This window comes from Polynucleobacter sp. AM-7D1 (assembly GCF_018688455.1).
Classification (GTDB): Bacteria; Pseudomonadota; Gammaproteobacteria; order Burkholderiales; family Burkholderiaceae; genus Polynucleobacter.
In genome coordinates, this window is record NZ_CP061319.1 from 891,715 (window position 1) to 917,914 (window position 26,200).

Below are 26,200 nucleotides of genomic sequence, written 5' to 3' on the forward strand. Positions count from 1 at the left end.
TGATTTTGCTTAGTGCTTATGCTCGCCAATTAAATGCATCGAGTCATATTCAGCCTGATTGGCTTTGTGACGCTTAATCACTAGCCACATGATCACGCTGACAGCAACACCAAAACCAATAATCACAGCCTGAATCGGTGCATCCAACCAAATTAATCCTGAGTAGATTAATAGCATCATCAGAACAGAAATGTTCTCATTAAAGTTTTGTACGGCAATAGAATGACCTGCAGACATTAGGACGTGCCCGCGATGCTGAAGAAGTGCATTCATCGGCACAACAAAGTAGCCCGCTAACCAGCCAACTAGTATTAATAAGAAATATGCTGGCAGTAAATTGAGTGAGATTTCAAATTTCCCAACAGTCAGAACGGTTGTATTGGGCAGCATGTCTGAGTTATAGATTGCCATAATGCAAACCACTAGACCCATCGCAATGCCGTATGGAAGGACTTTCAGGGAGCTGCGAAGCGGAATGCGCCAAGCGGCCCAAACTGCACCTCCAGCAACACCGACAGCGGAGATCGCCTGCAGAATGGCTCCTTGAGATAGGGTCATGTGCAGGGCAACTTGAGCCCACTTAATCACAATAAATTGCAGCGTGGCGCCGGCACCCCAAAATAGCGTGGTGACCGCCAAAGAGATCTGCCCTAAGCGATCAGCCCAGAGGGTTTTAAAGCAGATGGAAAAGTCCTTTACCAGCTCGATCGGGTTAGTTTTTTGGGACTCATAACGCGCCCCAGTGTCCGGTATGCGTAGATTAATCAGTGCGGCCAGTATGTAAATCATCATGATGATGAGGATGGCGGACTCTGCTGCAGTATCAATGCTAGTTTCTAGAATCGGCATATCAAGCCCTAAAAGGCTCTGTGATACGGATTTGCTGATCAGAACGCCACCAAGTACTGTCCCCAAAATGATCGAGCCTACAGTAAGTCCCTCAATCCAACCATTGGCTGCAACTAGCTTTTCTGGTGGTAGTAGCTCGGTCAGAATGCCGTATTTTGCTGGGGAGTAGGCCGCAGCACCCAAGCCAACAATCGCATAAGCCAACAAAGGGTGGCTACCAAATAGCATCACCACGCAACCGACAAATTTAATCGTATTGGTAATAAACATGACATTGCCTTTTGGGCGGGAGTCGGCAAAGGCTCCCACAAAGGCTGCCAGCAATACATAAGACAAAACAAAGAATAATTTGAGTAAAGGAGTCATCCAGGCCGGAGCGCTGAGCTGGACCAAGAGGGCAATTGCTGCAATCAGCAATGCGTTATCAGCAAGCGACGAAAAAAATTGCGCCGCCATAATGATGTAAAAACTACGGTTCATTCGTACAATCTAGTCATTAATGTAATTAAAACATGAAAGGAGGGGTGGATATGTGCTCATCAGCTAGTCGGTTGATAAATAGACCAATTTTGGCAACTATACACACTGAGGCCTTTCATCATAATTTAAGTCGGATTCGAGAGCTCGCCCCTGAGTCAAAGATCTGGTCGGTGGTAAAGGCTAAAGCCTATGGCCATACTTTAGAGACCGCATTTAAAGGCCTGGAATCTACCGATGGTTTTGCTTTGCTGGATATTGCAGATGCACAATGGCTGAGGGATCACGGCTGGGAAGGGCGCATTCTCTTGCTAGAAGGTATTTTTAATCAGCAGGAGCTTGATTTAGTAGCTCGACTTCAATGTGACTTAGTGGTTCATAGTGAGAAGCAGGTCGTTTGGCTTGAGGCCTTTAAAAATGATTCAGGACACCCAATCAGCGTATTTTTAAAGCTGAATTCAGGAATGAACCGCCTTGGATTTAAGCCAGCTCAATACCGCACCGCTTTTCATCGCCTGCATGCTGTTGGATGCCATATGCATCACATGACCCATTTTGCCAATGCCGATCAGGTAGATCATGCACCATCGGTTGGTGAGCAAATGGAGTGTTTCGAGCAAACTATTCAAGGTCTACAGGCGCCTAGCTCTTTGGCTAATTCGGCCGCAATTTTATGGCATCGCAATGCACTGGGGGATTGGGTTCGCCCAGGCATCATGTTGTACGGTGTTTCTCCAACCGGGGTTCATGCAGACATTATTCGAACGGAACTTCAAGCTGTCATGCAACTGCGCAGTGAAATCATCGATATTCAGGAATTAAAGAAGGGTGATCACGTTGGCTATGGTGGCCGCTATCAAGCTCCAGAGGATATGCGTATTGGTGTGATTGCCTGTGGCTATGCTGATGGTTATCCACGTCATGCAGAAGATGGCACGCCAGTTTGGGTTGATGGCGCTGATGCACAGGGTGATGGTGTGATTTGTCCAATCGTTGGTCGAGTTTCTATGGACATGTTGACGATTGACTTGCGTGAAGCACCCAATGCCAAGATTGGTAGCGTTGTAGAGCTATGGGGTAATGAAGTCCCGGTAGATGATGTAGCTCAGATGAGCGGAACTATTGGCTACGAGCTTATTTGTGCGCTGGCGCAGAGAGTGCCGGTAGTCATCAAGTAATGCAGCGCTACTTGATGAAACCCATTTCCGTTTTTTACTTATTCCAGATTTGCCACCAACGACGTTCTTTTTGAACGCGTTGGCCAGTAATCATCATTTGGCTGTCTGGGAAATTGAGCTTAAATACACGCAGAGAATCATTACTCAGATCAGTCATGCCCAATTTCTCGTAAGACTTAGTAAGTAGATAGAGCGCTTCTTCAACGGCTGGCGCACGATCGTAATCACGAATCACAAGTTGCGCGCGATTTGCTGACGCTAGATATGCACCACGCTGATAGTAATAACGAGCCACGATCACATCTGCTTCGGCTAGTGAGTTCACGATGTAGCGCATGCGATCTAAAGAGTCAGGCGCATATTTACTGTCAGGGAAACGCTCAACAACCACTTTGAAAGACTCAAATGCTTCTTTGGCTGCTTTTGGATCGCGCTCACTCAAGTCTTGCCCGGTAAATTTACCGAGCCAGCCTAAATCATCATTAAAACTAATCAAGCCCTTAAGGTAGTAGCCGTAGTCTAAATTAGGGCTACCTTGATGCAATTTGATGAAGCGATCAATCGCAACTTGAGCCTGAGCATCCTCTTGGGCTTTCCAATAGCAATAGGCTGCATTGATTTGCGCTTGCTGAGAATAGGGACCAAATGGGAAGCGACCCTCTAGTTTTTCAAAGTACTTGCCACACTTTGCATAATCAGCACCTTTTAATTTTTCGGTTGCTTCGGAATACAGTTTTGTTTCGGACCAAATATCTGCATCATCTTTTTGGCCCTCACCACCTGCGCACCCAACAAGAACCAGGCAAGCTGTACTTGCCCCAACAAATAGTGAAATAAGGGATTTTCTGGAAGATGCCCTAATAGTGGCAGCAAGCCTTAAACTGGCGTCTGTAATAACGTCCGACATAACTAAAAGGCTCTTTAAGCGTGGCATTGCCGCATACTCCCGATTCGAATCCCATTGATTATATCGATGATGAGGATTTCATAGCCCTAGAAGTTCCTGCTGAGGTCAGCGGGGAGCGTTTGGATAAGTTTCTTGGAGGAGCTTTACCTGATTATTCTCGCAATCGACTCAAAGCTTGGGTTGAGGCTGGGGCAGTCACAGTGGATGGAAAAGTCACCAAAGTACGCCATTTACTGCGCGGAAGCGAGAGTATTAAGGTATTTCCACAGGAAATGCCCGAACAATTTGCCTTTGCTCCGGAAGAAATCCCCCTCGATGTTGTCTATGAGGATGACTCCATCATTGTGCTAAATAAACCCGCTGGACTTGTCGTACATCCAGCTGCTGGAAATTGGACGGGAACCCTATTAAATGGCCTGTTATATCGTTTCCCAGAGCTAAAAAATTTACCAAGGGCTGGAATTGTCCATCGCTTAGATAAAGACACCTCTGGATTGATGGTGGTAGCCCGCACGGATATTGCGCAAACCTCACTAGTAAGACAGCTTCAGGAGCGAACTGTTGGACGGCGCTACCTTTCTTTAGTTTGGGGTGATGCACCTTCTCAGGGCAAGGTATTGGCAACCGTAGGTCGTGATCAGCGTGATCGCCTCAAAATGGCTGCTGGCTCCGCCCAAGGTAAACCGGCTGCCACTCTGTTCCGACGATTAGCTAAAGGGACTTTTTTAGAAAGTCCAGTTGCCTTACTGGAATGCCGTCTGGAAACTGGCCGCACCCATCAAATCCGTGTGCACCTTGAATCTTTGGGCTTCCCACTCTTGGGTGACCCGGTTTATCGCAAAAGAACGCCTGGAGCAGCAAAAACATTACCCTTTAGTCGTCAGGCTCTGCATGCTTATGCCCTCAGTTTGCAGCATCCATCGACACAAGACATGATGACCTGGTTTAGATTGCCCCCTCAAGATTTAATGAATTTGTTGCCTCTGCTTGGAATGAGTGAGGCAGACCTACCTAAAGAAGATGCCTTAATGGCATCCATCAAAAATGATCAGCGGAATTCAGCAGATTGAGCCAACTTGGGCTGTACCCAAGCAAATTCAAGCTTTTTGTACGACTCGGGAGGGTGGGGTTAGTAAACCTCCTTTTAATAGCCTTAATCTCGGGCTGAATGCTGGCGATGATTTAGATGATGTGCTGCAAAACCGCAGAGCCTTACGATCACACCTTCCTGCCGAACCAGCTTGGCTTAAGCAGATTCATGGCACTACAGTGAGCACCCCGACCTCAAGGAGCGATTTGCTTAGTGGACCATTTGAGGCAGATGCCTCTGTTACGAATATTCCAAACGAGGTACTGGCTATTTTGACGGCCGATTGCATGCCGGTATTGTTTTCAAGCAAGAATGGTGATGTTGTTGGGGCAGCTCATGCCGGCTGGCGAGGTCTCAGTGGCGGAGTTTTAGAAAATACCATTCGGGAAATGCGTCATTTATCCCCGGACCTGCTACCAAAAGATATTGCGGTGTGGATGGGTCCTGCAATCGGACCTACTGCATTTGAGGTCGGTGAAGATGTGCTGGAAGCATTTGCCGGCCAATCTCAAGCTATTTTGTCTGAGGCATTTAAATCTATTGCTGGTAGTCCTGGAAAGTATTTGGCCAATTTATATCTGCTCGCTCAGGACCGTTTACGCTCTGCTGGCATTGAGAGGGTCTATGGCGGCGACTTTTGCACATCCAGTGATTCAGTAAATTTCTTTTCCTATCGCAGGGACAAAGTAACCGGTCGATTCGCTTCCTTAATTTGGATCGAGGGTAAGACTCCATCTTCGGGTTATTACTAGCTTAGCCCTAGGGCTAGGGTTAGTGCGTATAACCCTTACAGCCTGATAGTTGGAGAATGAACTTAATTAATTAACGAGATCATTATGTTTGCAGGTATGAATACTGGTGTTGCCCCATCTTTGGCACCGCACCACATGGCATTAATTCCACCAGAACGTTTGGCGGAAATTCAAAAGGAATATTTTTCGGAGTTTTCTCAACTCGCAACGAATCCCGAGGGAATTGAAGTAAAAGATCGTCGCTTCTCTGGTAAAGCATGGCATTCATCTTGGAGCAAGATGATTGCTGCAACCTATTTGCTGAACTCCAAACATCTCATGGCACTTGCCGAGGCTGTGGATACTGATGAAAAAATGAAGGCAAAAATTTTGTTCACTACAGAACAAATGATCGATGCTTTATCGCCTTCAAACTTTATTGCTACCAATCCTGAGGTTCTTGAAAATATTATTAGCACCCAAGGGCAATCTATTCAAAACGGAATAGTGAACTTGTTGGGCGATTTAAAAAAAGGCAAAGTATCGCTGACTGATGAAAGCGCTTTTGAAGTTGGTAAGAATATTGCAACCACTGAAGGCCAGGTGGTCTTTCGTAACGAACTCTTTGAGTTAATTCAGTACACACCCTTAACTGAAACAGTGTATGAGCGCCCATACTTAATGGTGCCTCCTTGTATTAACAAATACTATATTTTGGATTTGCAGCCAGATAACTCCGTGGTCCGTTACATGGTGGAGCAGGGTCACACTGTTTTCTTGGTTTCCTGGAAAAATCCCGACGCATCGATGTCCAAAGTAACTTGGGATGACTATGTTGGCGATGGTGTCATCAAGGCGATTGAGGTTGTTAAGGATATTGGCGCTGCAGATCAAATTAATGTTCTCGGATTTTGTGTCGGCGGCACCTTAACCTCTACCGCATTAGCAGTATTAGCAGCACGTAAAAAAGATTATGTTGCGAGCTTAACTTTGCTCACCACTTTATTGGATTTCACTGACACCGGAATTCTGGATGTGTTCATCGACGAAGGCATGGTGAAGTTGCGTGAAACTACTATCGGCGGTGAGGGCGGTCACTTTGGGATGATGTCTGGTTTAGATTTGGGCAATACATTCTCTTTCCTGCGTCCAAACGATTTGGTTTGGAATTATGTTGTTGAAAATTATTTAAAAGGTAATTCACCGCCCCCATTTGATTTGCTCTATTGGAATGGCGACTCAACCAATCTACCTGGCCCAATGTATTGCTGGTATCTACGGCATACCTATCTACAAAATGAATTGGTTAAACCAGGCAAGCTCAACGTTTGTGGTGAAAAGGTTGACTTGGGCAAGATCACGGTTCCAGCGTATATCTACGCATCGCATGATGACCACATTGTGCCGTGGAAATCCGCTTATGAATCTACCCACATCCTGAAGGGTAAGAACCGATTTGTCTTGGGTGCATCAGGCCATATTGCTGGCGTGATTAACCCACCAGCAAAGAACAAGCGCCATTATTTTGAAAATAATAAATTGGCAAAGACTGCAGATGATTGGTTGGCTGCAGCAAAAGAGATCAAGGGTAGTTGGTGGCCCAATTACGCTCAATGGTTAGAACAGTTTGGTGGCAAGAAAATTAAAGCCAGCAAAACGTTTGGTAATGCACAGTACAAAAAACTAGAAGCAGCGCCTGGTAAGTACGTGAAAGAAAAAGTATCCGCTGCTCAATAATATTTTCATAAGGGGTAAGACATGTCTCAAAAGATTGCATACGTAACTGGTGGTATGGGTGGTATTGGTACCGCTATTTGTCAGCGCCTCTCCAAGGATGGCTTTAAGGTTATCGCTGGTTGTGGCCCAAATTCCCCGCGTAAAGATCGCTGGCTTGGCGAGCAAAAAGCTTTGGGTTATGACTTCATCGCCTCTGAAGGTAACGTTTCTGACTGGGACAGCACTGTTGCTGCTTTTGATAAGGTAAAGGCTGAAGTAGGTCGTGTTGACGTTCTCGTAAATAACGCTGGTATTACTAAGGACAGCGTATTCCGCAAGATGACTCCTGAGCAGTGGAAAGCGGTGATTGATACCAATCTCAATTCTTTGTTCAATGTAACCAAGCAAGTGGTCGATGGTATGGCTGATAACGGTTGGGGCCGGATTATCAATATTTCTTCTGTAAACGGCCAGAAGGGTCAGTTTGGTCAATCAAACTACTCCACTGCAAAAGCGGGCTTGCATGGATTTACGATGGCCTTGTCACAAGAGCTAGCTTCTAAAGGGGTGACTGTAAATACAGTGTCTCCTGGTTATATCGGTACGGACATGGTGAAGGCTATTCGTGAGGATGTTCTCGAGAAGATTGTTGCTGGCGTTCCAGTGAAGCGCTTGGGCACCCCAGAAGAGATTGCTTCAATCTGCTGCTGGATTGCCTCTGATGATGGCGGCTACGCAACTGGCGCTGACTTCTCCTTGAATGGTGGCCTGCATACGGGTTAAACCCATCAAAAATGCAGTTTTAGTGGTCTGCTCATCGGCATATTTACCTTTAGGTCAAACTAGGGATAAACTATGCCGATGTTGCATTGCAGTAATGAGAGTTAGGAAAAATACATGGCCACACGTTCCAAAAAAGCCGGCGATAGCCGCTTGATCAAGAAGTATCCCAATCGTCGTTTATATGACACCCAAACCAGCACCTACGTCACGCTGGCTGATATCAAAAATTTAGTAATGGCAGGCGATGCATTCAGCGTTGTTGATGCAAAAACTGAAGATGATTTAACACGCAATATCTTGCTGCAAATTATCTTGGAAGAAGAGGCTGGTGGTGCCCCGGTTTTTTCAACTCAAATGCTTTCTCAAATCATTCGCTTCTATGGCAACTCCATGCAAGGCTTGATGGGTAGCTATCTTGAAAAAACCATGCAGTCTTTTGTGGACATTCACAATAAGCTGGGCGATCAAACTCAGGGCTTAGGTGCAGGTAGCACGCCCGAAGCATGGGCCAAGATGATGAATTTACAAAACCCGATGATGCAAGGCCTGATGGGCAACTATATGGAGCAGAGCAAAGATCTATTTGTGAAGATGCAAGAGCAAATGCAAAACTCCCCAACGATATTTAGTGGCTTCCCATTTCCAGGTCAGCCTAATAAGACAGAAAAAGAATAGTTGTGGCGGGTAAAGTTGGTTTTGTTTCCTTGGGATGCCCCAAGGCATTGGTTGATTCTGAACTCATTCTCACTCAATTAAGTGCTGAGGGTTACGAGACTGCTAAGGATTATTCGGGAGCCGATCTCGTTGTCGTGAATACCTGCGGCTTTATCGATTCTGCTGTTGAGGAGAGTCTTGCCGCGATTGGTGAAGCCTTATCAGAAAATGGCAAGGTGATCGTTACTGGGTGCTTAGGTGCTCGTAAAAATGCCGATGGTAGTGACCTCATTCAGAGCATTCACCCTAAAGTCCTAGCTGTTACAGGCCCGCATGCCACTCAAGAAGTAATGCAGGCGATTCATCTGCACTTACCAAAACCGCATGACCCGTTTACTGATTTGCTTCCACCAATTGGTGTGAAGCTCACACCAAAGCACTATGCATACCTCAAGATCTCCGAGGGCTGCAATCACCGTTGCACCTTCTGCATTATCCCAAGCATGCGTGGTGACCTGGTTTCACGTCCTATTGGTGAAGTGCTGCTTGAGGCTAAAAAATTATTTGAGTCCGGCGTAAAAGAATTATTGGTTGTTTCTCAAGATACGAGCGCCTATGGTGTTGATATTCAATATCGCACTGGTTTTTGGGATGGTAAACCTGTTAAGACTCGTATGTTTGATTTAGTAAACGCTTTAAATCAAATTGCCAGAGAGCATCAAGCTTGGGTTCGCCTGCATTACGTCTACCCCTATCCGCATGTTGATGATGTTTTGCCATTAATGGCTGAGTTTTCTGATCATGGCTATGGCGTGTTGCCTTATCTAGATATTCCTTTGCAACATGCGCACCCAGATGTGCTCAAACGCATGAAGCGTCCTGCAAGTGGAGAAAAGAATCTAGAGCGCATACAAGCATGGCGGGCTGCATGCCCAGATTTAGTTATTCGCAGTACATTTATTGCAGGCTTTCCAGGCGAAACCGAGGAAGAGTTTGAGTACTTGTTGAATTTCCTGGATGAGGCTCAAATTGATCGTGCCGGTTGTTTTGCCTATTCACCAGTTGATGGTGCAACAGCCAATTCCTTGGATAACCCAGTTCCGGAATCCTTGCGCGAAGATCGTCGTGCTCGTTTTATGGCTAAGGCTGAAGAAATCTCCATAAAACGCCTTGCTAAAAAAATAGGCAAGCGTATTCAGGTCATCATTGACCGAGCAGATGAATCCGGTGGAATGGGTCGAACCATCGGTGATGCCCCTGAAATTGATGGTTTAGTGCGGGTTTTGCCCCCAAGCAAGCCCTCTAAGCGTTACCGTGCCGGTGAAATCATCAAAGTGACGGTGATTAGCTCCCAAGGGCATGACCTAATAGCCGAAACTTGACTATTGGAATAAAAATAGTGTTTTGGCTTTTTATTTGGGCCAATATTTTGCCTAATTAGGCACCGTAAAGGGGATTAATATGAGTCGTGATGTCGTCGTTTTGAGTGCTGTACGTTCAGCAATTGGTACTTTTAATGGATCACTGAGTAGCCTTGAGCCATCAGAGCTCGGCGGTATGGTGATGAAAGAAGCAGTAGCCCGATCTGGAGTAGATCCAGCCTTAATTAATTACGTTACTGTAGGAAATACTATTCCTACGGATAACCGTTATGCCTATGTTGCACGGGTTGCCTCAATCCAGGCTGGTCTGCCAATGGAATCTGTTGCTATGGCCTTAAATCGTTTATGCAGCTCAGGTTTGCAAGCAATTGTGACAACTGCCCAACAAATTATGTTGGGTGACTGCGATTACGGTATTGGTGGTGGTGTTGAAGTGATGTCACGCGGTATGTATGGCTCACCAGCAATGCGTAGTGGCGCTCGCATGGGCGATACCAAAATGATTGACTTGATGGTTTCTGTATTGACCGATCCATTTGGCGTTGGACATATGGGCGTTACTGCGGAGAACCTCGTTGAGAAATGGAAGCTGACTCGTGAAGAGCAGGATGCTCTAGCCGTCGAATCACACCGTCGCGCAGCTAATGCAATTAAAGAAGGACGCTTTAAGTCTCAAATCGTTCCAATTACTATTAAAACTCGCAAGGGTGATGTGGTGTTTGATACTGATGAGCACGTCAAGCCAGACACCACGATGGAAACTTTGGCAAAGATGAAAGCAGTATTCAAAAAAGAGGGCGGTAGCGTTACTGCAGGTAATGCTTCAGGCATTAATGATGGCGCAGCATTCTTTGTATTGGCTGATGCTGATACGGCGAAGAAGGCTGGTCATAAACCAATCGCTCGCTTAGTTTCATATGCTGTTGCTGGCGTACCGAACCACATTATGGGCGAAGGCCCAATTCCGGCAACCAAGATTGCTCTCGAGCGTGCCGGCCTGAAATTAGATCAAATTGATGTGATTGAATCTAATGAAGCGTTTGCTGCACAAGCTTTGGCTGTGACCAAAGGTTTGGGCTTAGATCCAGCTAAGACCAACGTCAACGGTGGAGCAATTGCATTAGGTCACCCAATTGGTTGTTCTGGTGCTGCAATTGCTACTAAAGCTATCCATGAATTACATCGCGTTCAAGGCAAATATGCTTTGGTCACAATGTGTATTGGCGGTGGTCAAGGTATCGCAACTATTTTTGAGCGCCTCTAATCAACGTTCATTTACTGCTCTAGCTTAAGCAAGCGCTTTAGTTAATCAGCAGTAAAGCAGCATCTAAGCCGACTCGGTCAAAAGCCGCGTCGGCTTTTTCTTTGACAATCGGTTTTGCTCTATAGGCAATGCTAATACCTGAGCCATGCATCATTGGTAAATCGTTGGATCCATCACCCATAGTGATGGAATTCTGTTTATGGCAATTCATGAGCGTGCAGGCTTGCTCTAGATAGGCGCTCTTCGCTGCGCCATCAACAATATCGCCAATGACTTTACCGGTGAGTTTGCCATCAACAATTTCCAAGGTGTTGGCCTGGGTTTGTTTGAAGCCCAATTCTTTCTGCAGTTTTTCAGTAAAGAAGGTAAAGCCACCAGAAACTAGGAGCGTATAAAGACCCATTGCATTTGCTCCAGCTAATAATTCAGCGGCGCCAGGGTTAGGGCGCAAGCGTTCTTTATAGACTGAATCCAATACATCAGCGGATACGCCTTCTAGCAAAGCAACACGTCTGCGCAAGCTTTCTTTAAAGTCTTTAATCTCACCGCGCATTGTGGCTTCAGTAATTTCAGATACTGCCGCTTTTTTTCCTGTGAAATCAGCAATCTCATCAATGCACTCAATATTAATCAGGGTAGAGTCCATATCCATGGCCAACACCTTTACCGCATCTTCCTTAAATCCCGGAGATAGAAAAGCCAAATCCGTGTCGTACCGAGCAGCGATATCGCGCATTGCAAGTCTTGCCTCAGGCAATAAGTTTTGAGAACAAGTCAGGCGCGCAGTGAAATATTTCGATGGTGATGGTTCTAATGGGAGTTCAGTAATCTCTAGTCCTAAAACTTTGGCATGCGCATTGAATGCAGCATTCAAATCTGTTGGGATTGGAGCATTAGCAAGTGCTACTAGAGTGAGGTGGCTAGACATGGGTATGAAGTAATCAGCAATTAGTTAACGTGAGCAGTATTAAGTACTGCGGATTCATTGAGGCTTCGGAGAATTTTCCGGATTTGGTCTAAACGTTGCTCTAGTTTCTCAAAATCTTTTTCTTTCTGGGGAAGAATTTTTAACTTATCTTGACCATTTAGTTGAATGTATTTTGATGACTGAATTAACTGAATGATCTTCATTGGGTCAATTGGCGGATTAGGAATAAATTGAATCTGAATTGAGCTTGGGCTCGCATCAATCTTCTTAATGCCAAAGCCACTCATCTCCAATCGTAGGCGGTGAGTTTCATAAAGCGATTTAGCTTGGTCTGGTAAATCACCATAGCGGTCAACTAGCTCTTCACGCAATCCCATGAGCTCGGAGAAGTCGTTTGTGCCAGCAAAGCGCTTGTACATCGAGAGACGATCATGGACATCAGGGCAGTAGTCATTTGGGAAGAGGGCGGGCACGCCTAGATTGACGTCAGTTGTAGCTTGAAGCGGTGATAGTAGATCAGGCTCTTTACCGCTGCGGAGGGATTTTACTGCGCGATTGAGCATCTCGGTATACAGCTGAAAGCCAATTTCATGAATCTCACCAGACTGTTTGTCGCCCAATACTTCTCCTGCTCCCCGAATCTCTAAATCATGCATTGCTAAATAGAAGCCCGAGCCTAATTCTTCCATTGCCTGAATGGCATTCAAACGTAATTGCGCTTGCTTACTGAGTGCCTCAGGGTCTGGCACGAGCAGATAGGCATATGCTTGGTGATGAGATCGACCAACACGACCACGTAATTGGTGTAACTGCGCCAAACCAAACTTATCTGCGCGATGCATGATGATGGTATTAGCAGTGGGAACGTCAATACCTGTTTCAATAATGGTGGTACATAACAAGATGTTGGTGCGTTGAGTCACAAACTCACGCATGACGGATTCCAATTCGCGCTCGTGCATTTGACCATGCGCTACGCTGATGCTTGCTTCTGGTATTAGCTCTTGTAAAGCATGCTTACGGTTCTGAATCGTTTCAACTTCGTTATGTAGGAAATAAACTTGGCCACCACGCTTAATCTCGCGAAGTACTGCCTCACGAATGACGCCGTCACCTTCGCGACGCACAAAGGTTTTGATAGCCAAACGCTTCTGGGGTGCTGTAGCAATAACAGAAAACTCACGTAGGCCCTCCATCGCCATACCCAGTGTTCTTGGAATCGGCGTAGCAGTCAGAGTCAGAATATCCACTTCGGCGCGCAATGCTTTAAGCGCATCCTTTTGACGTACACCAAAACGATGCTCCTCATCGACAATCACTAATCCCAAATTGGCAAATTGAGTTTCTTTTGATAGCAGCTTATGTGTGCCAATGATGATGTCAGCCTCGCCTTTAGCAATGGCTTCAAGTGCTGCATTGATTTCTTTAGTAGTTTTAAAGCGTGAAAGCTCAACAATACGTACAGGCCAATCGGCAAAGCGATCCTTCCAGGTGGCGACGTGCTGTTCGGCAAGAAGAGTTGTTGGAGCCAAGATTGCTACTTGCTTGCCGCCCATCACTGCAACAAAGCTAGCGCGTAGAGCAACCTCGGTTTTGCCAAAACCCACATCTCCACATACCAGTCGATCCATTGGAGTACCACTGGTCATATCGCCGATGACTGCTGCAATGGCATTAGCCTGATCTGGTGTTTCTTCAAAGCCAAAGCTTTCTGCAAAAGCAGCGTAATCATGGGCTGAAAATTCAAAAGCATGGCCTTTGCGTATCGCTCTTGCGGCATACAAACTCAGCAGTTCAGCAGCGGTATCTCGAATTTGTTGCGCAGCCTTACGTCGTGCTTTATCCCACTGTCCAGACCCTAGTTGATGCAGTGGCGCCGAATCGGGATCAGAGCCTGCGTAACGGGTGACCATTTGTAGCTGTTGTACCGGTACATAAAGAGTCGCATCTTTGGCGTAAACCAAGTGCAAGAACTCTTCAAAAATGGGCTCTTCTTTGGGTGGAGCTAAATTGAGTAGTACCAATCCTTGATAGCGCCCGATACCATGATCAGAGTGAACAACAGGGTCGCCAATCTTGAGCTCAGATAAATCCTTAAAGAGCATGTCCGGATCGGCGCTCTCACTTTCTTTTCCCTTACGTCGTTGACGCGCAGTAGTGGTAAAGAGCTCTGCTTCGGTAACAACAATGAGGTTTGCAGCTGGCCAAGTAAAGCCGTTAAAGAGTTGGGCTGTAACCAATCCAAAAAGTGAATCACTCTTAATGAAATCAGCTATACCTTCAAAGCCCTCTGGCTTTAATGGGAAGAGTGGTTTGCCATTTAGTCCTGCAACAGAATTACTCTCTTCAAAGAGTTGGCGGATAGATTCTTTTCGACCATTGCTATCACTACAAATGACTATGCGCACTTTCTCTTGGGAGACTAAAGCACGCAAACGATTAATAGGGTCGGCATCACGGCGGTGCACTGCTAAATCTGGTACGGCTAAAAATTGCGGTGATTCTTTGCTTTCTTTATCCGCCTCTTTCTCTAATGCCAAGCGTGCATTGGGTTTAGCTGCTGTAAAAAATTGATCGACATCCAGAAATAATTCTGCAGGCGGAAGAATGGGGCGATCAAGATCATGCTTTAAGAATTCATATCTAGAAAGCGTATCTTTCCAAAACCCCTTGATAGATTCTTCAACATCACCAATATTCACCAACCAAACAGGATCACCTGAGCGGGGGAAGTAATCAAAGACGGTAGAGCACTCATCAAAAAAGAGAGGGAGATAGGATTCAATACCTGCGCTGGGAATACCCAGGTTGGCATCTTTATAAATCGAGCAACGCGTTGGATCACCCTCAAATACTTCGCGCCATCTACCACGGAAGGCGGTGCGTGAAGCATCATCAAATGGAAACTCATGTCCAGGTAAAAGACGAACCTCCTTAACGGAATAGAGGCTGCGCTGGGTGTCGGGATCAAAAGCTCGAATTTGCTCAATCTCATCACCAAAGAGATCTAGGCGATAAGGCAGGCTTGAGCCCATCGGAAATAAATCAATCAAGCCACCGCGAATACTGTATTCACCTGGGCGCATGACAGAGCTGACGGGGTCATAACCAGCCTGTTGTAACTGAAGTTTTAGTGCCGCCTCATTGAGCTTGTCACCTTGTCTAAAAAAGAAGGTGTGGCCCGATAGGAAATTTGGCGGACCTAATTTTTGCAGTGCTGTAGTAATAGGCACCAATACAATGTCGCAGCTACCGTTGAGCAATTCATAAAGGGTAGCTAAACGTTCTGAGACCAAATCCTGATGTGGTGAGAAGTGGTCATAAGGCAGGATTTCCCAGTCGGGCAACAGGCGCGTCTTCAGTTGCGGCGCAAAAGCAGGGATTTCTTCTAAGAGACGCTGTGCTTCCTGTGCTTGAGCACAGAAAATCACCATGACGGAGAATTCAGATCGATAACGAAGGGCGGATTGGGCAATTAATGCGGCATCAGAAGACCCAACCAAGCCTGAAAAGGTAAAGCGCTGCCCAGCCCGCAGTGCAGGTATGGGGGGTGCTAGTTTTAATGCATCAGACATCTGACCTCATTATAGAATCAGGTATGCACGCTGGAAACCCATCTTCTCAGTCTTTACCGCAATGCCACGCTGTGTTACCCACGGCCGGCACAGGATCAAGGCTTGGTGGATCTTTACCAAAACAGTTTCAGGAGTTGGCAGGCAAACCCATGCTGGCTTATGCCTTAAATGCCTTTGCTGCTACCCCAGAGATTGCCTCCATTTGGGTGGGGGTTAGCCCGGGTTTTATCGATAACCCCGTCTTAGGCCCACTTTCCAACAAATCTGCATCTATTCAATTTCTTGCAACTGGTGGTCCAACTCGCCAAGAAACCGTCAGAAACACCCTTGCAGCTATGCTCAAGGCGGGCGTTCCAGAGAATGACTGGGTTTTAGTCCACGATGCAGCACGACCTGGAATTTCTCCTGAACTCATTCAAAAACTGATTCACGCTGTCACTGTAGCTGGTGAGGGTGGCCTCTTGGCAATGCCGTTAGCCGACACCTTAAAGATGGCCGATGCCAATTCAGCAATTGCTGGAAATCCGAATAGATCGATGAAGACAATTTCTAGAGATCATCTTTGGCAGGCTCAAACACCGCAGATGTTTGGTTTAAAACACCTGCATGATGCAATTGATGAGGGTATTCGTCTGGAGGCCGACATCACGGATGAGGCAAGTGCAATGGAGCTCTCGGGCGCTAGCCCATTATTAATAGAGGGTGCCACTCGCAACTTCAAAGTAACCCACCAAGCAGATTGGGATTTAATGCAAACCATTTTGCGGGCAAGCACTAAATAAGCTCTCAGAACCTATCAAGATAACTTAATGACTTCAAACACATCCCAAATCCCTCAGTTCCGTATTGGTCAAGGTTATGACGTTCATGCCCTTGTTGAGGGTCGAAAACTCGTCTTGGGTGGTGTGCACGTCCCCAACGAAAAAGGCTTACTTGGTCATTCCGATGCAGACGCTTTGTTGCACGCCTTAACCGATGCCCTACTGGGAGCTGCTGGATTGAATGACATTGGCCAGCTATTTCCAGATACCGATCCTCAATTTAAGGACATGGATAGCCGTATTCTGCTCAGAGCCGCTCTCCAGAAGATTCAGGCTGCTGGATTTCAGGTTGGGAATGTCGATGCGACGATTATTTGCCAAAAGCCCAAATTGGCTACTTTTTTGCCCGAGATGGTCCGCAATATTGCATCAGATTTGGCCGTTACACCAAGCCATGTCAATCTAAAGGCCAAAACCAATGAATCCCTTGGGCACTTAGGGAGAGGTGAGGGCATTGCAGTCCATGCTGTGGCTTTGCTCTATAAGGCTTAAATATCTTCTAAAACCGCTAAGCATTGTAGAATTACGGTCTTTAGAGTGAAGCTTCAGCTCGGTAGTGTTTGCGGAATTCGCGCGAGGATGGCGAAATTGGTAGACGCACCAGGTTTAGGTCCTGACGCCAGAAATGGTGTGGGGGTTCGAGTCCCCCTCCTCGCACCACAAGATTGCTACTTGGCTTGGGCTTCACATATCCGATTTTCAATTAAGAGACGAGAATGGCTGTGCAGATAGAAAATTTAGGTCAGTTAGACCGCAAAGTGACCTTAGAGTTCGCTCGTGCCGATTTGGCTAAGGCAAGAGAAACCCAATTGGCTAAATTGGGTAAGACCATGAAAGCTCCAGGCTTCCGTCCAGGCAAAGTGCCTAAGAATATGGTTGAAAAGCAATACGGTATGCAAGTGGATTTTGAGCTGCAGTTCGATAAAGCTCAAGAACTCTTCTTTGAGTTGGCTAAAAAGGAAAATATCCTTTTAGCCGGCCAACCACGCCTTGACCCAAAAACAGAATTAGACGCAGACAATATTGTGTTTGATGCCTACTTTGAAGTGTTGCCAGAAGTAAAGATTGGCGACTTCAGTACAGCAGAAGTGACTAAGTACACAACTGATATTTCTGATGCAGAAATTGATCGCGCATTAGATGTATTACGTAAGCAGCAAGTTCATTACCACCCACGTGGCGAAGCCGGTGCACATGGTGATGGCGGTGCAAATACTGCAGCACAAGCTGGCGACCAAGTGATGATCGATTTTGTAGGCAAGATCGATGGCGTTGAATTTGCTGGTGGCAAAGCTGAAAACTTTGAATACGTTCTTGGTGAAGGCCGTATGCTCCCAGAATTTGAGGCTGCTACATTGGGTCTCAAAGCAGGTGAGAGCAAGACTTTCCCATTAAGTTTCCCAGCGGATTACCACGGCAAAGATGTCGCTGGTAAGACTGCAGATTTCACTATCACTGTGAAGTCAGTCAATTGGGCGCACCTGCCAGCAGTTGATGATGCTTTCGCATTGTCCATGGGCGTTGCTGAAGGTGGCGTTGCCAAGATGCGCGAAGAAGTAAAAGAAAATTTAGAGCGCGAAACCAAACGTCGCATTACCTCCTTGTTAAAAGGTGAGGTAATGGAAAAGCTCAACAGCCTTTGCGAGCTCGATGCGCCAAAGTCTTTGGTTGCTCAAGAGCAAGAGCGTTTAGTTGAGTCTGCACGCCAAGACTTGATGCAACGTGGCATTCCAAATGCTAAAGATGCTCCAATTCCTGCTGAGATGTTTGCTGAGCAAGCTATCAAGCGTGTACGCCTTGGCTTGATATTGAGCGACTTGGTTAAGCAGCAAAACTTGGCTGCTACAGCTGATCAAATTAAAGCTGAGATTGATGAGCAAGCTGCTACTTACGAAGATCCAAAAGAAGTGGTACGTTGGTTCTACAGCAACCCAAGCCGACTCAAAGATATCGAGAACTTGGTATTGGAAGATAACGTGATTAAGTATTTCACTTCGCAAGCTAAAGTGATTGATAAAGCGGTTACTTTCGAAGAACTCAGCAAGCTCAATTAAGTATTTAACAAATAAAGGCCTGATCACATGAACCAGAATCATTTCCAGTCTGAGAATCTAGAACCCCAAGGTTTGGGTTTAGTTCCCATGGTGATTGAAACCTCTGGTAGAGGTGAGAGGGCCTATGACATATACTCACGTTTACTGAGAGAGCGGGTTGTGTTCTTGGTTGGCGAAGTAAATGATCAAACTGCAAACTTAGTGATTGCCCAGCTGCTATTCCTTGAGAGCGAGAACCCAGATAAAGAAATTTCTCTGTACATCAACTCTCCTGGCGGCTCTGTATCTGCTGGATTGGCAATCTATGACACCATGCAATTCATCAAGCCACACGTAAGTACTTTGTGTATGGGTATGGCTGCCAGCATGGGTGCATTCTTATTGTGTGCAGGCGAGAAAGGCAAACGTTACGCATTGCCGAATTCACGTGTCATGATTCATCAGCCATTAGGTGGCGCACGTGGTCAAGCTTCTGATATTGAAATTCAGGCTCGTGAAATTCTTTACTTGCGTGAGCGTTTGAATAAGATTCTGTCTGAACGCACTGGTCAATCTATTGAAACAATTGCTAAAGACACGGATCGCGATAACTTCATGTCTGCAGATCAAGCTCAAGAGTATGGCTTGATTGATAAAGTCATCGACAAACGTCCTTAATCACTACTTCTCATTTAGACGGCCATCTTGAGCGATATCAACAACACCAATAGCGCAGATAAAGTTTTGTATTGCTCTTTCTGCGGCAAGAGCCAACATGAAGTGAAGAAGTTGATTGCTGGCCCGTCTGTTTTCATTTGTGATGAGTGCATCGATCTCTGTACTGACATCATTCAAGAAGAGCTTTCTAAACTTCCCAAAGTGGAGGGCGATGACTCTTTGCCAACACCGCATCAGATTCGTGAAAATCTGGATCAGTACGTTATTGGCCAAGATCATGCCAAGAAGACATTAGCGGTTGCGGTCTACAACCATTACAAGCGTTTGCAGTACTTGCCAAAACCTAAAAAAGAGAAGCTCGATAAAGACGGCAAAGCTGTCGAGCCAGCTGATAAGAAAGAGTCTAAAGTTCCTGCCAAGGCTATGGTTGATGGTGTTGAACTAGCAAAGAGCAATATTTTGCTGATTGGTCCGACTGGCTCTGGCAAAACTTTATTGGCTCAGACTTTGGCTCGAATGCTTGATGTGCCCTTTGTCATGGCTGACGCAACCACACTAACTGAAGCAGGCTATGTTGGTGAAGATGTCGAAAATATTATTCAGAAGTTGTTGCAGGCTTGTGATTACAACGTTGAAAAAGCCCAGCGTGGCATTGTTTACATTGATGAGATCGATAAGATCTCCCGCAAATCAGATAACCCATCCATTACTCGTGACGTATCAGGCGAGGGTGTTCAGCAAGCCCTGTTAAAGCTGGTTGAGGGCACGATGGCCTCTGTTCCGCCTCAAGGTGGCCGTAAGCACCCCAATCAAGATTTCTTACAAGTTGATACAACCAACATCTTATTTATCTGTGGCGGCGCTTTTGACGGCCTGGAAAAGGTCATTCAGCAGCGTACTGCTAAGACTGGTATTGGCTTTAATGCCACGGTCCCCGGTAAAGATGATCGTGGCGTTAGTGACCTCTTAATTGAGGTTGAACCAGAAGATTTGATTAAGTTTGGTCTGATCCCTGAATTGATTGGTCGTTTGCCAGTTGTAGCAACTCTGGCGCAATTGGATGAAACAGCCTTAATTCAGATCCTGACAGAGCCTAAGAATGCCTTGGTTAAGCAATATCAAGCACTATTGACAATGGAGGGCTCTGAGCTTGAGGTTCGCCCAGCAGCACTGTCAGCCATTGCCAAGAAGGCTATTGCACGCAAAACAGGTGCACGTGGACTGCGTTCTATTCTTGAGGGTTCCCTCATGGATGTGATGTATGACCTGCCATCTTTAAAGAATGTTCAAAAGGTAGTCATCGATGAGAGCACTATTGCAGAGGGCGGAAAGCCCATTCTGGTCTACAAGCAGGGTGACGAATCTACAGAAATGAGCAAAAAAGCCTAATTTTTAGTCTTTTTTGCTGTTTTCACAGGGTTTTTGCTCACTTTTTGCATATTTCCCCCTTGTTTTTCACTTGGTGACACCCATATAGGTAGTATCCTATTCCTAAATTATGTCCGTATGTAGTGGTGCGGCATTTTTAGAGATTTTTACGGAATGACTATTTTGGAGGAATTGCCCCATGCCTGGCCACTTATTACTACCCTCTGAACCTATTCAACTACCACTTCTCCCATTGAGAGATGTCGTGGTGTTCCCGCACATGGTTATCCCATTATTTGTAGGGCGACCAAAATCAATTAAAGCCCTAGAAGCCGCCATGGAAACTGGCAAAAATGTGCTTTTAGTTGCTCAAAAGACGGCTGCTAAGGATGAGCCAGGCGTTGAGGACCTCTACGAGGTCGGCTGTATCGCCAACATTCTGCAAATGCTGAAGTTGCCAGATGGCACTGTTAAGGTCTTGGTTGAGGGTGTACAACGGGCTGAAGTAAGTCAAGTCGAAGATAGCCTGGGCTACTTTGCTTGTGAGGCAACCCCAACTCCCATGTCAGCACTAGATGCGCATGAAACTGAAGCATTGCGTCGTGCCATCATGGCGCAGTTTGACCAGTATGTAAAACTGAATAAGAAAGTTCCTCAAGAAATTCTGTCTTCATTGGGCGGCATTGACGACCCAAGTCGTTTAGCGGATACGATTTGCGCTCATCTCCCAGTCAAGCTTGAGCAGAAGCAGCGCTTGCTAGAGATGACTGACGTGGTTCAGCGTTTAGAAAGTCTCTTGGCTGATCTTGAGAGTGAGATCGACATTCTTCAAGTTGAGAAACGTATTCGTGGACGCGTAAAGCGCCAGATGGAAAAGAGTCAGCGCGAGTATTACCTGAATGAACAGGTTAAAGCCATTCAAAAAGAATTAGGCGAGGGCGAAGAGGGTGCTGATCTCGAGGAACTCGAGAAGCGCATTAAAGCTGCTCGTATGCCTAAGGAAGCATTGAAGAAGGCCGAGTCTGAGCTGAAGAAACTTAAGCTGATGTCACCAATGTCTGCAGAAGCGACAGTGATTCGCAATTTCATTGATACATTAGTAACGCTTCCTTGGAAGAAGAAAACCAAGATCAATAATGATTTAACTAACGCTGAAAAAGTATTAGATGAGGATCATTACGGTCTGGATAAAGTTAAAGAACGTATTTTGGAGTACCTTGCGGTTCAACAACGTGTAGATCGCGTCAAGGCTCCCATCCTGTGTTTAGTTGGCCCTCCAGGGGTTGGTAAAACCTCTCTGGGTCAATCTATTGCCCGTGCAACTAACCGTAAGTTTGTCCGCATGGCCTTGGGTGGCGTGCGTGATGAGTCTGAGATTCGTGGTCATCGTCGTACCTATATCGGCTCTATGCCCGGCAAAATTCTTTCTAGCTTGACTAAGGTCGGTGTGCGCAATCCGCTATTCCTCTTGGATGAAGTAGATAAGATGGGTATGGACTTCCGCGGTGATCCTGCGAGTGCCTTGCTTGAAGTGTTAGATCCAGAGCAAAACCACACATTCCAAGATCACTATGTTGAAGTCGACTTCGATCTGTCCGATGTGATGTTTGTTGCGACGTCCAACTCATTGAATATTCCCGGCCCTTTGCTGGATCGTCTGGAAATTATTCGTCTTGCAGGCTATACCGAAGATGAGAAGACTAGTATTGCGATTAACTATTTAATCCCTAAACAGATTAAAAATAATGGCCTCAAGAAAGACGAGTTGAAGATTGAGGAATCCGCTGTTCGTAGCATGATTCGCTACTACACACGTGAAGCTGGTGTGCGTTCTTTGGAGCGAGAGATCAGTAAGATTTGCCGTAAGGTAGTCAAGTTATTGCTGCTGAAGAAAGAGGCTGCCCCAGTTACTGTGGATGCTGACAATCTCGAGAAATTCCTCTCAGTCAAGATGTATGACTTTGGTTTAGCGGCAAAAGAGAATCAAGTTGGCCAGGTTACAGGTTTAGCCTGGACTGAGGTTGGCGGAGACCTTCTGACAATCGAAGCAGCGGTAATGCCTGGTAAAGGTGTTATTACTCGCACCGGTTCGATCGGTGACGTTATGAAGGAGTCTGTGGAAGCGGCAAAAACTGTGGTGCGCTCGAGAGCAAGAGCTTTGGGAATTGCAGATGAAGCCTTCGAGAAGAAAGATATTCATATTCACTTTCCAGATGGCGCAACACCAAAAGATGGTCCGTCTGCTGGCATTGCAATTACAACAGCTCTCGTATCGGTATTTACTGGGATTCCAATTCGTTCTGATGTGGCGATGACTGGGGAAATTACCTTGCGCGGCGAAGTGCTTCCGATTGGCGGCCTCAAAGAGAAGTTATTAGCAGCTCATCGTGGCGGTATTAAGCTTGCCCTGATTCCCGAGGAAAACGTTAAAGATTTGATCGACATACCGGATAACGTCAAGAATGCGATTGAAATTGTGCCGGTACGTTGGATCGATAAAGTTCTTGAATTAGCATTAGAGAGAAAACCAGTTGCTTTGCCTGATCCAACGCCAGAAGAACTCGCTAAACAGGCTGCTGAAGCTAGCAAGGCCAATGAAAAGATTTCTTCTGGAGAGGCTTTAAAGCATTGATGTCTAGGGGATATTTGAGGGATTTTGAGTCAAATTAAGTGACTTATTTAAGTTCATTTTGATGAAGAATCTCTCTTATGTCCCCACACTAGGTTACAATCTCGTCTGTATTAAATTGGGGCGCTTAGCTCAGATGGTAGAGCGTCTGCCTTACACGCAGAATGTCGGCGGTTCGATCCCGTCAGCGCCCACCAGTTCCCCAAACCACCTTTCAGTTTCCCTTCTTAGGCTTTCTAGTTCCTCTAGACACCCAGCCTAGTACACTCGCATTATTGACTTTATTTTCGAGCGATTAATCCATGTTTGATTCAGTACGTAAACACCGTAAGATTTTGCAGTTTGTACTCATGCTGTTTATTGTTCCCTCATTCGCATTGTTCGGGATATCGAGTTACTCCGAATTCATGGATAAGGAAACTGACTTAGTTAAAGTGAATGGCAACCCCATTACGCTCCAAGAAGTCGATATGGCGGCAAAGCGTCAAGCAGAGCGCGTTGGTGGAAATCTACAGATTGCTCAAAGCTTACCGTTTCGTCAGGCAATCTTGAACGAATTGCTGCAACAGCGCATCTTGGGTTTTGCTGTGAGCGATCTGCGTTTACAGGTAGGGAAACAAGAGCTTGTTAATAGCCTCCAAATGATTCCGCAGATTCGTGCTTTGTATCGTGAAGACGGAAAATTTGACGATGCTCGTTTTAAACAGTTGCTGGCAAGCAATGGCATGAATGAAGAGCAGTTTTATGCCAGCCAAAGCTTTGACTTAAAAATTCAACAGTTAGTGAATTCAGTTGCACGTACGGAGTTGACTAACCCAAAACTGTCTCAAATTATTTTGTCCTTATATGAGACCGAAAGACAAGTTCAAACTTTGCAGTTCAATGCTAAAGATTATTTGTCCAAAGTAAACCCAAGCCCCGAAGAGTTACAAGCCTTTTATGAGGCTAATGCCAAGCTATTCGAGCGCCCTGAATATATCGATGTGGAATACATCGTCCTGAAGGCTGATCCCAAAGAAGATTCGAAAGTGTTTAGCGAAAAGGCAGATCAGTTTGCAAACATCACTTACGACCAAGCTGATAGCCTAAAACCGGCTGCTGATAAATTAAAACTCAGCATTCAAACTCAGAAGGGCGTACCACGAAGTGGTGCGCCTGGTGTATCCAGTGATCATCCATTGGCTAATCCTAAAGTGGTTCAGTCCCTCTATGGCGATGAGGCCCTTAAGAACAAGCGCAATACTGAGGCCGTCCAAACAGCGCCAGGTGTCTTTGTATCCGCCCGCGTTGTGACGCTACACCCAGCGCAAACTTTGTCTTTTAAAGAAGTTGCGGCTGAAGTGAAGCGCCAAGTTACTCAACGTGCTGCCGAGAAACTAGCCATTGCTGATGCAAGTGAAAAATTTCTTGCACTTGAAAAGGACCCGAAGAATGCTGGTGGTTTTGGAAGCGCTAGCTGGATCTCGAGAAATAAGCCGGGTAGCCTAGTAGGCGCCTCAATGGATGAGATCATGTCTGTTAACGCAAGCAAATTACCTGCCGTAGTTTCAGTGGCAAATCCCGGTGTAGGCACTACTATTTATCGCATTGACCAGGTTCGCCAACCACCGGTCGTTGATGCTAAGGTGCGTAATGCGCAAGCACAACAGATTCAAGCATTGGCTGCACAGTCAGAATTTGCAGGTTTTATGGCTTACTGGCGCAATAGTGCTGGCGTTAAAGTCATTAACCCACTCAAACAAGCAAGCTCAGGCAGTTAAATTTAAAGTAGCTTTTTTAGCAAGCTACTGTATGGGGCCATTGAGCCCCATACGTTTTGAAAGATAACGCTTTGCGCTTCAACATTCGGGTGTAAGCGATCCGCTTGAAATAATTCCGGCCTAGTGGCAACGCCCTCCAAGAAGAAGGGTAGCAACTCAATCCGTTCTTGTTTTGCCAGTTGAGCATAAAGCTCTTTAAATTGCATGGTGTAATTTTGGCCATAGTTTGGAGGAATCTGTATGCCACAGAGCAAAACCTTTGCACCTGATTTCTTGCTCATCTGAATCATCTTGCGTAGATTCGTTTCAGTTTGATTTACAGGCAAACCACGCAAGGCATCATTTGCTCCGAGCTCTATCAGAACTATTCCCGGTTTCTTTTGACTTAATAGATTAGGGAGACGACTTAGTCCTCCTGAGCTTGTCTCGCCGCTAATACTGGCATTAAATACGCTCCATGGACTCTTGTCCTTGATAAGCTGCCCTTCTAATAGGCTGACCCATCCAGTTCCACGAGGCAGGCCATATTCGGCTGAAAGACTATCTCCTAAAATCAGGACTACCGGCTTGACCTGAGCCCAGGAAGAAATGCTCATTAAGAGGCAAAATAGACCTGTAATGAATTTATTGCTAGTTAAAAGTTGAATCCGCATTTTTCCATTCTAAGAAATTTCCACATGAACAAACAGTCTAATTCCATTGTTGCTGAGCGCGTGGGCAAGCTAGTAAACACTGCTGATGGCGACTTAGTCATTTTGCATGAACTCAGCTTTCAAATTGAACAAGGCGAGAGTGTGGCGATTGTGGGTGCCTCAGGGTCTGGAAAAAGCACTTTGTTAAGTCTTCTGGCCGGTCTCGATCTCCCAAGTACAGGTCAGATATACCTAATGGGACAAAACTTAAATCTACTAGATGAAGATGGTAGGGCCCGTTTGCGCGGCCAATCCGTTGGCTTTGTCTTTCAATCATTTCAGCTGTTGCCTCATTTAACCGCACTAGAGAATGTAATGCTCCCCCTGGAGATTGCTGGTGTTAAGCAATCTGAGGCAAGGCAGGCTGCTGCTGAGTGGCTGGATAAGGTTGGATTAAGTCTAAGATCAAACCATTTTCCGAAGACCCTCTCTGGGGGTGAGCAGCAACGTGTGGCTTTAGCTCGGGCCTTTATCAATAAACCTGCCATCCTATTTGCTGATGAGCCCACTGGGAGTCTTGATGAGGCAAGCGGAAATAGGGTGATTGAGCTCCTTTTTGAGCTGAATCGGGAGAATTCCTCAACCCTGGTTCTGGTGACCCATGATCCCGCCTTGGCTGCACGGTCAGGACGCCAACTAAGCCTTCAGGGTGGTCGCCTAGCTTAATCAAAACCTTATAATCTTG

Annotated in this window: 21 protein-coding genes and 2 tRNA genes; 18 read left to right on the top strand and 5 right to left on the bottom strand. The window is 46.0% G+C overall.

Annotated features, from left to right (window positions below):
• Positions 1 to 9: 9 nt before the first annotated feature.
• Entirely contained in the window at positions 10 to 1,329 is a 1,320-nt protein-coding gene (gene lplT / locus GQ359_RS04655) for a lysophospholipid transporter LplT (RefSeq protein WP_215387766.1), read from the bottom strand.
• A 74-nt stretch (positions 1,330 to 1,403) separates the two neighbouring features.
• Between lplT and alr the strand changes: the two genes are divergently transcribed.
• Positions 1,404 to 2,504, top strand: coding sequence for an alanine racemase (gene alr / locus GQ359_RS04660; RefSeq protein ID WP_215387903.1), 1,101 nt, complete (start codon positions 1,404 to 1,406; stop codon positions 2,502 to 2,504).
• Positions 2,505 to 2,538: 34 nt separating this feature from the next.
• Here alr and GQ359_RS04665 read toward each other — a convergent pair whose 3' ends face one another.
• A complete protein-coding gene (locus GQ359_RS04665; protein ID WP_371822461.1) occupies positions 2,539 to 3,438 on the bottom strand; it encodes an outer membrane protein assembly factor BamD in 900 nt (299 codons plus the stop codon).
• On the opposite strand from GQ359_RS04665, the gene GQ359_RS04670 reads away from it, so the two are divergent.
• The 7 genes from GQ359_RS04670 (at position 3,432) to GQ359_RS04700 (ending at position 11,031) form a co-directional block, all read left to right on the top strand.
• A complete protein-coding gene (locus GQ359_RS04670) occupies positions 3,432 to 4,481 on the top strand; it encodes an RluA family pseudouridine synthase (protein WP_215387767.1) in 1,050 nt (349 codons plus the stop codon). The genes GQ359_RS04665 and GQ359_RS04670 overlap by 7 nt on opposite strands.
• On the top strand, positions 4,456 to 5,253 hold the full coding sequence (pgeF, locus tag GQ359_RS04675; RefSeq protein WP_215387768.1) for a peptidoglycan editing factor PgeF: 798 nt from the start codon (positions 4,456 to 4,458) through the stop codon (positions 5,251 to 5,253). The genes GQ359_RS04670 and pgeF overlap by 26 nt, the downstream gene beginning before the upstream one ends.
• A gap of 84 nt (positions 5,254 to 5,337) precedes the next feature.
• The gene (gene phaC, locus GQ359_RS04680) at positions 5,338 to 6,969 is read left to right on the top strand and encodes a class I poly(R)-hydroxyalkanoic acid synthase (protein WP_215387769.1); all 1,632 of its coding nucleotides are present in this window, start codon (positions 5,338 to 5,340) and stop codon (positions 6,967 to 6,969) included.
• Between the two features lie 21 nt (positions 6,970 to 6,990).
• On the top strand, positions 6,991 to 7,731 hold the full coding sequence (locus GQ359_RS04685) for a 3-ketoacyl-ACP reductase (RefSeq protein WP_215303606.1): 741 nt from the start codon (positions 6,991 to 6,993) through the stop codon (positions 7,729 to 7,731).
• Positions 7,732 to 7,845: 114 nt separating this feature from the next.
• Complete coding sequence (phaR, locus tag GQ359_RS04690; protein WP_215303608.1) at positions 7,846 to 8,406, top strand: polyhydroxyalkanoate synthesis repressor PhaR; 561 nt, start codon at positions 7,846 to 7,848, stop codon at positions 8,404 to 8,406.
• 2 nt (positions 8,407 to 8,408) lie between these two features.
• Entirely contained in the window at positions 8,409 to 9,767 is a 1,359-nt protein-coding gene (gene rimO, locus GQ359_RS04695; protein WP_215387770.1) for a 30S ribosomal protein S12 methylthiotransferase RimO, read from the top strand.
• 79 nt (positions 9,768 to 9,846) lie between these two features.
• Positions 9,847 to 11,031: an acetyl-CoA C-acyltransferase family protein gene (locus tag GQ359_RS04700; protein ID WP_215303611.1), complete on the top strand. Its 1,185-nt coding sequence runs from the start codon at positions 9,847 to 9,849 to the stop codon at positions 11,029 to 11,031.
• Between the two features lie 37 nt (positions 11,032 to 11,068).
• Here GQ359_RS04700 and serB read toward each other — a convergent pair whose 3' ends face one another.
• Together serB and mfd are read right to left on the bottom strand one after the other, a co-directional pair.
• Complete coding sequence (serB, locus tag GQ359_RS04705; protein WP_215387771.1) at positions 11,069 to 11,959, bottom strand: phosphoserine phosphatase SerB; 891 nt, start codon at positions 11,957 to 11,959, stop codon at positions 11,069 to 11,071.
• Positions 11,960 to 11,979: 20 nt separating this feature from the next.
• On the bottom strand, positions 11,980 to 15,534 hold the full coding sequence (gene mfd, locus GQ359_RS04710; RefSeq protein ID WP_215387772.1) for a transcription-repair coupling factor: 3,555 nt from the start codon (positions 15,532 to 15,534) through the stop codon (positions 11,980 to 11,982).
• A gap of 23 nt (positions 15,535 to 15,557) precedes the next feature.
• On the opposite strand from mfd, the gene ispD reads away from it, so the two are divergent.
• The 9 genes from ispD to GQ359_RS04755 all read left to right on the top strand — a co-directional run bounded on the left by ispD (position 15,558) and on the right by GQ359_RS04755 (position 24,823).
• Positions 15,558 to 16,316 carry a 2-C-methyl-D-erythritol 4-phosphate cytidylyltransferase gene (gene ispD, locus GQ359_RS04715; RefSeq protein ID WP_215387773.1) on the top strand — a complete coding sequence of 253 codons (759 nt, stop codon included), beginning with the start codon at positions 15,558 to 15,560 and terminating at the stop codon, positions 16,314 to 16,316.
• Positions 16,317 to 16,343: 27 nt separating this feature from the next.
• Entirely contained in the window at positions 16,344 to 16,847 is a 504-nt protein-coding gene (ispF, locus tag GQ359_RS04720; RefSeq protein WP_215387774.1) for a 2-C-methyl-D-erythritol 2,4-cyclodiphosphate synthase, read from the top strand.
• An 81-nt stretch (positions 16,848 to 16,928) separates the two neighbouring features.
• A tRNA-Leu gene (locus GQ359_RS04725) sits at positions 16,929 to 17,015 on the top strand.
• 56 nt (positions 17,016 to 17,071) lie between these two features.
• Positions 17,072 to 18,409, top strand: coding sequence for a trigger factor (tig, locus tag GQ359_RS04730; RefSeq protein ID WP_215387775.1), 1,338 nt, complete (start codon positions 17,072 to 17,074; stop codon positions 18,407 to 18,409).
• 27 nt (positions 18,410 to 18,436) lie between these two features.
• A complete protein-coding gene (gene clpP / locus GQ359_RS04735) occupies positions 18,437 to 19,066 on the top strand; it encodes an ATP-dependent Clp endopeptidase proteolytic subunit ClpP (RefSeq protein ID WP_215303623.1) in 630 nt (209 codons plus the stop codon).
• A 36-nt stretch (positions 19,067 to 19,102) separates the two neighbouring features.
• Positions 19,103 to 20,455, top strand: coding sequence for an ATP-dependent Clp protease ATP-binding subunit ClpX (gene clpX, locus GQ359_RS04740; RefSeq protein ID WP_371822467.1), 1,353 nt, complete (start codon positions 19,103 to 19,105; stop codon positions 20,453 to 20,455).
• A gap of 178 nt (positions 20,456 to 20,633) precedes the next feature.
• Positions 20,634 to 23,066 (top strand): endopeptidase La, encoded by a 2,433-nt coding sequence (gene lon / locus GQ359_RS04745; protein ID WP_215387777.1) that lies wholly within the window; start codon positions 20,634 to 20,636, stop codon positions 23,064 to 23,066.
• A 118-nt stretch (positions 23,067 to 23,184) separates the two neighbouring features.
• Positions 23,185 to 23,260, top strand: a tRNA-Val gene (locus GQ359_RS04750).
• 105 nt (positions 23,261 to 23,365) lie between these two features.
• Positions 23,366 to 24,823: a peptidylprolyl isomerase gene (locus tag GQ359_RS04755; RefSeq protein WP_215387778.1), complete on the top strand. Its 1,458-nt coding sequence runs from the start codon at positions 23,366 to 23,368 to the stop codon at positions 24,821 to 24,823.
• 2 nt (positions 24,824 to 24,825) lie between these two features.
• Here GQ359_RS04755 and GQ359_RS04760 read toward each other — a convergent pair whose 3' ends face one another.
• Positions 24,826 to 25,476, bottom strand: a complete 651-nt coding sequence (locus GQ359_RS04760; protein WP_215387779.1) for an arylesterase — start codon at positions 25,474 to 25,476, stop codon at positions 24,826 to 24,828.
• 24 nt (positions 25,477 to 25,500) lie between these two features.
• Here GQ359_RS04760 and GQ359_RS04765 point away from each other — a divergent pair, with 24 nt between their 5' ends.
• Positions 25,501 to 26,181 carry an ABC transporter ATP-binding protein gene (locus GQ359_RS04765; RefSeq protein ID WP_215303633.1) on the top strand — a complete coding sequence of 227 codons (681 nt, stop codon included), beginning with the start codon at positions 25,501 to 25,503 and terminating at the stop codon, positions 26,179 to 26,181.
• The last annotated feature ends 19 nt before the right edge of the window (positions 26,182 to 26,200 follow it).

Bases quoted from the DNA above. Each gene is read 5' to 3' on its own strand.
- lplT (WP_215387766.1), bottom strand. From the start codon at position 1,329: ATGAACCGTAGTTTTTACATCATTATGGCGGCGCAATTTTTTTCGTCG.
- ispD (WP_215387773.1), top strand. From the start codon at position 15,558: ATGCACGCTGGAAACCCATCTTCTCAGTCTTTACCGCAATGCCACGCT.
- serB (WP_215387771.1), bottom strand. From the start codon at position 11,959: ATGTCTAGCCACCTCACTCTAGTAGCACTTGCTAATGCTCCAATCCCA.
- GQ359_RS04685 (WP_215303606.1), top strand. From the start codon at position 6,991: ATGTCTCAAAAGATTGCATACGTAACTGGTGGTATGGGTGGTATTGGT.
- mfd (WP_215387772.1), bottom strand. From the start codon at position 15,534: ATGTCTGATGCATTAAAACTAGCACCCCCCATACCTGCACTGCGGGCT.
- GQ359_RS04665 (WP_371822461.1), bottom strand. From the start codon at position 3,438: ATGCCACGCTTAAAGAGCCTTTTAGTTATGTCGGACGTTATTACAGAC.
- tig (WP_215387775.1), top strand. From the start codon at position 17,072: ATGGCTGTGCAGATAGAAAATTTAGGTCAGTTAGACCGCAAAGTGACC.
- clpP (WP_215303623.1), top strand. From the start codon at position 18,437: ATGAACCAGAATCATTTCCAGTCTGAGAATCTAGAACCCCAAGGTTTG.
- GQ359_RS04760 (WP_215387779.1), bottom strand. From the start codon at position 25,476: ATGCGGATTCAACTTTTAACTAGCAATAAATTCATTACAGGTCTATTT.
- ispF (WP_215387774.1), top strand. From the start codon at position 16,344: ATGACTTCAAACACATCCCAAATCCCTCAGTTCCGTATTGGTCAAGGT.
- GQ359_RS04755 (WP_215387778.1), top strand. From the start codon at position 23,366: ATGTTTGATTCAGTACGTAAACACCGTAAGATTTTGCAGTTTGTACTC.
- GQ359_RS04765 (WP_215303633.1), top strand. From the start codon at position 25,501: ATGAACAAACAGTCTAATTCCATTGTTGCTGAGCGCGTGGGCAAGCTA.
- GQ359_RS04700 (WP_215303611.1), top strand. From the start codon at position 9,847: ATGAGTCGTGATGTCGTCGTTTTGAGTGCTGTACGTTCAGCAATTGGT.
- phaR (WP_215303608.1), top strand. From the start codon at position 7,846: ATGGCCACACGTTCCAAAAAAGCCGGCGATAGCCGCTTGATCAAGAAG.
- phaC (WP_215387769.1), top strand. From the start codon at position 5,338: ATGTTTGCAGGTATGAATACTGGTGTTGCCCCATCTTTGGCACCGCAC.
- pgeF (WP_215387768.1), top strand. From the start codon at position 4,456: ATGATCAGCGGAATTCAGCAGATTGAGCCAACTTGGGCTGTACCCAAG.
- lon (WP_215387777.1), top strand. From the start codon at position 20,634: ATGCCTGGCCACTTATTACTACCCTCTGAACCTATTCAACTACCACTT.